Source organism: Botrimarina mediterranea, assembly GCF_007753265.1.
In the GTDB taxonomy this organism is placed as follows: domain Bacteria; phylum Planctomycetota; class Planctomycetia; order Pirellulales; family Lacipirellulaceae; genus Botrimarina; species Botrimarina mediterranea.
Genome location: NZ_CP036349.1, coordinates 5863599 through 5871207, shown reverse-complemented (window position 1 = coordinate 5871207; position 7609 = coordinate 5863599). Strand labels below are relative to the sequence as shown.

The 7609-nt window shown below is 66.2% G+C and carries 7 protein-coding genes; 3 read left to right on the top strand and 4 right to left on the bottom strand.

Going from position 1 to position 7609, the window contains the following annotated elements; translation table 11 throughout:
* Positions 1–435: 435 nt before the first annotated feature.
* Positions 436–1605, bottom strand: coding sequence for a cysteine desulfurase family protein (locus Spa11_RS22660; protein ID WP_145116857.1), 1170 nt, complete (start codon positions 1603–1605; stop codon positions 436–438).
* Between the two features lie 206 nt (positions 1606–1811).
* Here Spa11_RS22660 and Spa11_RS22655 point away from each other — a divergent pair, with 206 nt between their 5' ends.
* From Spa11_RS22655 to Spa11_RS23155, 3 genes are all read left to right on the top strand, one after another.
* Positions 1812–2411, top strand: coding sequence for a hypothetical protein (locus tag Spa11_RS22655; RefSeq protein ID WP_145116856.1), 600 nt, complete (start codon positions 1812–1814; stop codon positions 2409–2411).
* A gap of 107 nt (positions 2412–2518) precedes the next feature.
* Entirely contained in the window at positions 2519–3124 is a 606-nt protein-coding gene (scpB, locus tag Spa11_RS22650) for an SMC-Scp complex subunit ScpB (RefSeq protein ID WP_197529604.1), read from the top strand.
* Between the two features lie 129 nt (positions 3125–3253).
* Positions 3254–3661: a hypothetical protein gene (locus tag Spa11_RS23155; RefSeq protein ID WP_197529603.1), complete on the top strand. Its 408-nt coding sequence runs from the start codon at positions 3254–3256 to the stop codon at positions 3659–3661.
* A 198-nt stretch (positions 3662–3859) separates the two neighbouring features.
* Here Spa11_RS23155 and hemA read toward each other — a convergent pair whose 3' ends face one another.
* The 3 genes from hemA to Spa11_RS22630 all read right to left on the bottom strand — a co-directional run bounded on the left by hemA (position 3860) and on the right by Spa11_RS22630 (position 7385).
* Positions 3860–5137, bottom strand: a complete 1278-nt coding sequence (gene hemA / locus Spa11_RS22640; RefSeq protein WP_145116854.1) for a glutamyl-tRNA reductase — start codon at positions 5135–5137, stop codon at positions 3860–3862.
* Positions 5138–5216: 79 nt separating this feature from the next.
* A complete protein-coding gene (locus Spa11_RS22635; protein WP_145116853.1) occupies positions 5217–6260 on the bottom strand; it encodes a hypothetical protein in 1044 nt (347 codons plus the stop codon).
* A 114-nt stretch (positions 6261–6374) separates the two neighbouring features.
* Positions 6375–7385: a sigma-54 interaction domain-containing protein gene (locus Spa11_RS22630; protein WP_231933285.1), complete on the bottom strand. Its 1011-nt coding sequence runs from the start codon at positions 7383–7385 to the stop codon at positions 6375–6377.
* Positions 7386–7609 lie beyond the last annotated feature (224 nt).

The window sequence follows — 7609 nt, the reverse complement described above, 5'->3', positions numbered from 1 at the left end:
GGCGAACCCTGCGGCGGCAGCGCCGGCGAGGCCCCCGTGTCGGGGTCCCAAATCGCTCGGCAGAAGCCCCGGATTCTACCCGATTTCTGCCCCCCGCGGGGAGGCGCCGAGGGTCCAGGAAACCCCCATTTTTCCCGGTGTTTACAACGTGTCGATAACGTGTCCGAAGATTGTCGAAAGATTGTCGGAAATGGGGCTGCGGTAGGACCCCCCTAGGAGCCACGAGGAGGCACGTTGCCGCGTTCCGACGCGCCAGCCGAACATCCAGCCAACCGCGACACGAAACGCGTTGGAAGGGCCCTTCCTGGGCCCCTAAACGCATGTCTACGCTACCCCCCAGAGCAGTCTGAGCCGTGGGCGCGAGCCCTCGGTGGACGGTGGGTACCCGCTACCCACCGAGGGCTCGCGCCCACGGCTCAGACGGGTGTGAAGGGGTTAGTCGTTACGACTCGCCCGCAGCCCCGCGTTGACGCGGGCGATCCGCTCGATCGCCTCGTCGATCTCGGCCTCGGTCGTCATCGCTCCGACGGCGAACCGCACTGCACCATCGACCAGCTCCCGATCGAGGCCCATCGCCAACAGCGTCGGCGAGGGTTCGCTCGATCCGCTGGCGCAAGCCGACCCGGTGCTGCAGGCGACGCCGGCAAGGTCGTACGCCATCACCAGGGCCTGGCGGTCGGCGCCGGGGAACGCGATGCAGGTCGAATGGGGCGTCCGCGGACTATCGGCGCCAATCACCACAGCGCCGGGCCAAGTAGACAAAATCCCGGCCTCAAGGCGGTCACGAGTGATCTGCAAACGGAACGACCGTGGTGAACCGTGGACAGCTCTGAGTGCAGCGGCCAAGCCAGCCGCGAGCGGGGCTGATTCGGTTCCTGCACGAAGCCCTTCTTGTTGGTGACCGCCAATAAACTGCGGTGATAGTTTCACGTGAGGCGCCAGAAGTAGAGCGCCGATTCCGACTGGCCCATGGAACTTGTGGGCAGCGATTGTCGCCGCGTCGCCACCCCATTTCCTAAATCCCAATTCTCCCTTTCCAGCAGCTTGAACAGCGTCAGAATGGACCGCAACGCCCGCGGATCGACAAAGTTGCGTAAGGGCGTGCAGCGGCTGAACGACCCCTGTCTCATTGCTAGCGAGCATCACGCTCACCAGCCCGATGTTGTCAGCGGCCTCCGTCAGCAGCGCCTCGAGCTCTTCGACTCGTACGCGGCCGTCCGAGCCGACGCCGAGGCGATCGACACGCACCCCTTCGACTTCGAGCTGCTCGGCCGTACGGGCGACGCTCGGGTGCTCGATCGCCGAGATCACCAGCCGCCGCTTGCCGCTGGCTGCTAGCAGGCCGCGGATCGCCAGGGCGTTCGCCTCGGTCCCGCCGGACGTGAAGACCAGCCGGTCGGGCGCGCGGCCCGTCGGGTCGCCGCCCAAAAGGTGGATAACCTGTTCACGGGCTGTCTCCAACACCCGCCGAGCGGCCCGCCCCGCGGCGTGCTGGCTAGCGGGATTCGCCCAAGCCGTCCCCCAAGCCTCGCGCATCGCCTCCGCCGCGGCCGGCAACAGCGGCGACGTGGCGTTGTGGTCGAGGTAGATCGGCATGGGGGGCATGAGGGCAGTATGGCACGAAGTGGGAAGTTGGAAGTGGGAAGTCGGAGACGCGCGAGCGGACCCCACCAATTTCTCCCACTTCCAACTTCCCACCTCCCACTTCACGGCTAATAACGCTCCCCCGACTGATCTTGCCCCACCCCGCGAAAACCCCCTAGCGTGCAGCCCGTATCCCGCCCCGCTTTGGTCTTTCGCGAGCCCCCGCCGTGCCCCAGCAGCCCTCCGCGTTTCAGACGGCCTACCGCCTCACGATCATGGTCGGGACGCTCGCTGTCGGCTCGATGGCGGCGTATCGCTATGGGCCCGAGCCCGAGCGGCTGGCCGAAACGATCGACTACGTCGCCTCGATGGTGAACCAGGCGAATGGTGAGGCCGCCGCGGAGCCCGATTCGCTGGCGTCGGTCGAGACGGCCCCGCTGAGCGAGCCGGCGCCTTTTGAGGCGGCCCCCGCGCTTTGGAACGAGCCTGTCGGCGCCAGGTACGACGGCGCCGTGCAACAGGCGTCGGCCGATCTTTCCGCGGAGCGGCTGACTCCCATTGAGGAGGAAGACCCGTCGCGTCTCGACGGTGACTTCGAACGCCTCGAGCGCGAGCGGCTCACCGCCCCGCTGCTGGCCGCTGGAGCCACGCAGGCCGACGTGGCGGCCTGGGGACGCGGCGCCGACACCGTTTACCGGGCGACCGCCTCGGCGCCCGTCTCCGGCGACGCTACGGGCCTCCAGCGGCGTTTCGACGCCATCGGCGCCACTCCCGAGGAGGCGGTCCAGACGCTCGTCGCCGAGGTCCGTTCGTCGACGCTGCGATAAAGGGCAACTAGCTGGCCGATCCCAGGGCGAAGTCCCCGCTACTGACAGCAAGAATCAGCCGGCACGCGTTAGCGTCCGGTTCGTGTACCGGGACGGAATCGATGCCGATGGACTCCTCCAACGATGGGTCGAACGAAGCCCTCGACACGCCCGGTGATCTCGCTGGCGCGGTCGAGGCCCTTCTCTGGGCGGCTCAAGAGCCGCTGAATCTTAAGAAAATCGCCGCCGTAACGGGCGCCGCCGGCGTGGCGGAGGTCCGTGAGGCAGTCGCGAAATTGCGGAGCCGTTTCGCGGCTCGGCGCAGCGCGATCGAACTAACGGAGGTCGCGGGCGGCCTGCGGCTGACCACACGGCCCGCTTACGCGCCCTGGCTCCAGCGGCTTTTCGAGGGCCCTTCGACGGCGACGCGGCTCTCCGGCGCGGCGGCCGAAACCCTGGCGATCGTGGCCTATCGCCAGCCCGTCGTGCGGGCCGAAATCGAGGCGATCCGCGGCGTTGGGTGCGGCGATGTCTTGCGGCAGTTGCTAGAGGTCGATTTACTGCGTATCGTCGGCCGTTCGGAGGAACTGGGCAGACCGCTCCTGTACGGAACCACGGGGCGATTCCTAGAACTTTACGGATTGGGTAGTCTCGACGACCTGCCGGGCCGCGGTGAAGGCTCAAGGGGCGTGGGGCCGACAACTCAAAACGAACCTACCGCCTGTACCGCTTGAAGTTTGATTTCCGTTGACGGAGAAAGCGTCGAAGAATTGGGCAGCTCGTCTAACGACTTCGCCCCCGCGGCGCCGATTCCCCGTCACACCCTCGTTTCTCGCACGACTGACTCGATAAGAAGCCGTCCCATGACGACGACCCTCACCGCCGCTTCCCCTCTCGACCTCGACGACCTCCGCGTCACGACCGCCGCCGGTGTGGTCTGGGCGTATGCCCCCATCGATGACGACGACGAGTACGAGTACGTCGACGTCGAGGACGAAGAGGACGCCGACGAGGACGACCTCGAGGACGACGAGGAAGAAGAGTACGAGGACGAGGACGACTCCGAAGAGGAGTACGAAGAAGACGATGACGAGTTCGAGGACGACGACGTCGAAGGCGACGATCTCGAAGACGACGAGGAAGAGGAGTGGGAAGAAGTCGAAGAGGGTGAAGAAGAGGACGACGACTACGACTACGAGTACGAAGACGACGACGACCTCGATGACGACGAGGAAGACGACGAGTACGAGTACGAAGACGAAGAGGACTGATCGCCTCCGCGACAACGCAGTCAACCAACCTCAGCGGCGCGAAGTCCCCCCCTCGCGCCGCTGAGTTTTTGGAATGAATTTGAGATCCGACGAATTAACCACGGAGCCACTGAGATCACGGAGTAACGCACAGAGGGGTTCTTCTCGGTGCTTTCCTCAGTGCCCTCAGTGGCTCTGTGGTTAATTTACTTAAATGCGTCAGTCCTCAAGCCGGAACAGCCGGCTGAGCGCCCGCACCAGGCCGTGCGGCGAGCCCTCGCGCGATTCGTCGCGGAGCGACTCCATCGGCGGGTGGAGCATCTTGTTCACCAGCCGGTCGGCGAACTGCTCGATCTCACGCCGTGACGCGTCGTCGAGGTCCGGCAGCTTGTTGAAGAGCCGTTCGAGCTCGGCGCGCTTCGGCAGGTCGAGCCCCTCACGCAGCCGGGCGATCACCGGCGCCGACAATCGATGGCGAGCGTCCACGAAGAACTTGTCGCGTTCTTCGACGATGATGCGCTCGGCGCGGGGCAGCTCGCGGCGCCGCGCCTCGCGATTGCGTTCGCACGCGGCGGCGAGGTCGTCGATCGAGTAGAGATAGACGCCCGGCTCGCGGCCGATCGCCGGGTCGAAGTCGCGCGGCATCGACAAGTCGAGCATGAACAGCGGCCGCTGTGCACGCTTCGGGCCGACGAACTTGCGGTAGTTGTCGAGCGTGAGGATCGGCTCGCCCGCCGCCGTCGCCGAGATCACCAGGTCCGCCTCGGCGAGTTCGTCCACGAGACGATCGAGCGTCGTCGCGCGGCCCTTCCAATCGATGGCGAGCGCCGCGGCGCGTTCGAGGCTGCGGTTGACGATCACCGGGTCCTTCGCGCCCTGGTCGGTGAGATAACGCAGCGTCTCGTCCGCCATCTCGCCCGCGCCGATGACCAGCACACGCTTGTCGTCGAAGCGTTCGAAGATCTGCGCCGCGAAATCGGCGATCGCCACGCTCGGGATGCTGACGCGGTGCTTGTGCAGGTCGGTCTCGCTCGCCACACGCCGCGCGACGCGCAGAGCCCGCTGGAAGCAGTCGTGTGTCAGCGGGCCGGCCGATTCGACGTCGCGCGCCAGTTCATACGCCTGCTTCACCTGGGCGAGGATCTGCGGCTCGCCGAGCACCATGCTGTCGAGGCTCGCCGCGACGCGGAATAGGTGATCCACGGCTTGTTCGTCGCGGAGCGTGATCAGGTGCGGCCGCACGTCGTCAACGCAGAGGCGGCGCGACTCGGCCAAGTGGCGGGCGATCAGCCCCGGGCACGGCGGCAGCCCGCCCGACGGCGTCGCGGCGTAGAACTCGACGCGGTTGCAGGTCGCCAGCAGGACGCCCTCGGCCCCCGGCAACACGTCGCGCCACTCGGTCAGCGCCGCGGCGGCTTCCTCGGGTGTGAACGCCAGCCGTTCGCGCACGTCGGCCCCGGCATGGTGGTGCGAACAGCCTACCATCCGGAGTTTCATGGTGGGGGAACCGCCAAGACGCGTTCGAGCGCCAAGGATCGCCAGGTTGAGGGATTGAGGTTGTATTGAGCCGTCGGCGCTAGCCGCGGGCAGTGCCACGATGCGGATTGTTTACAAGACTTCGGTGAGCCGGCGACGTTAGTCGTCGGTGGGAAGTGGGTACCAACGTCACACCGACGACTAACGTCGCCGGCTCGCCATCAAATCTTACTTCTTGGCGATCCCTAGCGCTCCCGACGTCCCCGCGGTTCCCCGCGCTCGGCGGCGCCATGCCGTGCGTGGGGCCCCAGAACACCAGCGACACGAGCGTGATCGCCATGAAACCAAACGCGGTGACCGTCAGGTACGCGACCTTTCGTCCCGTCCGTGCGGGTGGGTAGACCCAGCGGAAGACGACCGCCGCCAAGAGCCAGCCGAGCAGCGCCGCCGAAGTGATTACGACCGGGTCGGTCCACAGCAGATAATCCACTTCGGCGCCGCGGTTGAGACGCGACAGCACGAGCCCCGACAGGAACCCGCCAGCGGTCAGCCACACCGACAGCGCGAGCGAACGGCTGCTGGCGCCTTCAAGCCATTCGAGACTGGGAAGGGTGATTCCCTCCGACGCCGGCAAGCGTCGCCGCAGCCGCCAGCTCTGCAGCAGATACATCAGCCCCGCGACGAAGCCGACCGAGACCGACGCCGCCGCGGCCACGAGCAGCCAGCCGTGGGTCATGCCCCAGAAGCGCGACGCGCGCTCGGGAGCGAAGGGCTCGCTGCTCGCCGTCTGTGAGAGGCCCACGAGCGCCAGCACAATCGGTAGCAGGAACAAGCCCACCGCCCAGCGCGAGTGCGTCAGCGACATCGCCAAGTAGATGGCGGCCAGCACCGCCCCGGCGATCAGGCACCAGTCAGCGGGGCTCGACAGCGGCGTCGCCGCCTTGCTGGCTTGAAGAGAGAGGTACACGAAGTGGGCAAACAACCCCGCGACGGTGACTCCCAAGGTCCCCCACCGCCGTCCCCCCGAAAGCGTCGCCGAAAGCTGCCCCCCCCCACGCCGCCGCACCAGCGCCAGCGCCTCCAGCCCCAGAGCGACGGCGTAGCTCGCGGCAAAGCAGAGGACGGTGATGCGGGAGAGGTCCATCAATGAAAAGGGAAAGGCGAAAGGGGAAGGCGGAAAGAGAAGGCCAAGATATTCATTATTCCACTTTCAACTTTCCGCGTTCCCTTTTTGTCGCAAGTTCGACGCGTTGCTTGGTCAAGAAGCTTTGGAGCTGCTATCACCCTCTCCACCGTCGAGCCCGTAGTCCTTAATTTTCTTGTGGAGCGTGTTGCGGTTAATCCCCAAGCGCTGGGCCGCTTTGATCTGGACGCCGTCGCAGGCGCCCAGGACCTGGGAGATCACTTCGCGTTCGACACGGTCGACGATCCGGGCGTGGAGGTCGGTCGCGGCGTCGTCGGCCTTGGAGAGGCCTTCCTCGACGAGTTGCACCGCCAGCGACTCGAAGTCCATGCGGCGGAAGGCGCCGCGGGGGGCGTTCGACTCGCCACGGACGACCGGCGGCAGCAGCTCGAACGTGAGTTCGTCGCCGAGCGCCATGACGACGGCGCGCTCGATGTAGTTCTGGAGTTCGCGGACGTTGCCCGGCCAGGCGTAGTCTTGCAGGGCCTCCATCGCCCGCGGCTCGATGTGGACGACGTAGCGGTCGTTCTCTTCGTTGTAGGCGTTAAGGAAGTGCGTCACGAGCGCCGGGATGTCCTCACGCCGCTGCCGCAGGGGCGGCAGCCAGATCGGCACGACGTTAAGCCGGTAGTAGAGGTCTTCGCGGAACTTGCCTTCGGCCGCTTCCTCGGCGAGGTCGCGGTTGCTGGCGGCGACGACGCGCGTATCGACACGGATCGTCTGCGTGTCACCGACGCGCTCGAACTCGCGCTCTTGCAACACGCGCAGCAGCTTCACTTGCAAGAGCGGCGTCGTGCTGTTGATCTCGTCGAGGAAGATGGTCCCCGAGTGCGCCGCTTCGAAGCGCCCGGTGCGGTTGTCGATGGCGCCGGTGAACGAGCCGCGGACGTGACCGAAGAGCTCGCTCTCCAGCAGGTTCTCGCTGAGGGCGCCGCAGTTGACGCGGATGAACGGCCGGTTGCGGCGTTCGCCCAACTTGTGCAGCGCGTGGGCGATCAGCTCCTTACCCGTGCCGGTCTCGCCGAGCAGCAGCACCGACGCCCGGCTCGACGCGGCTTGCCGCGTATTGCGATACACCTCCTGCATCGCTTGGCTCGAGCCAATGATGCCCGGCAGGGTCGCAGCGGCGCCGTTATGGGGGGGCGAGAGCACGGGTGGCTTCTTTTGGAACCGCCAAGACGCCAAGAGCGCCAAGGCTCGCCAGGGGAAGGATGTTTGGGTGGGGTTAACTGTTATCAGCCGTGGGGCCTTAGCCCCCCGGTTCATTATCTTGATCTTATTATTCAAACCGGACGCTAAGGCGTGCCGGC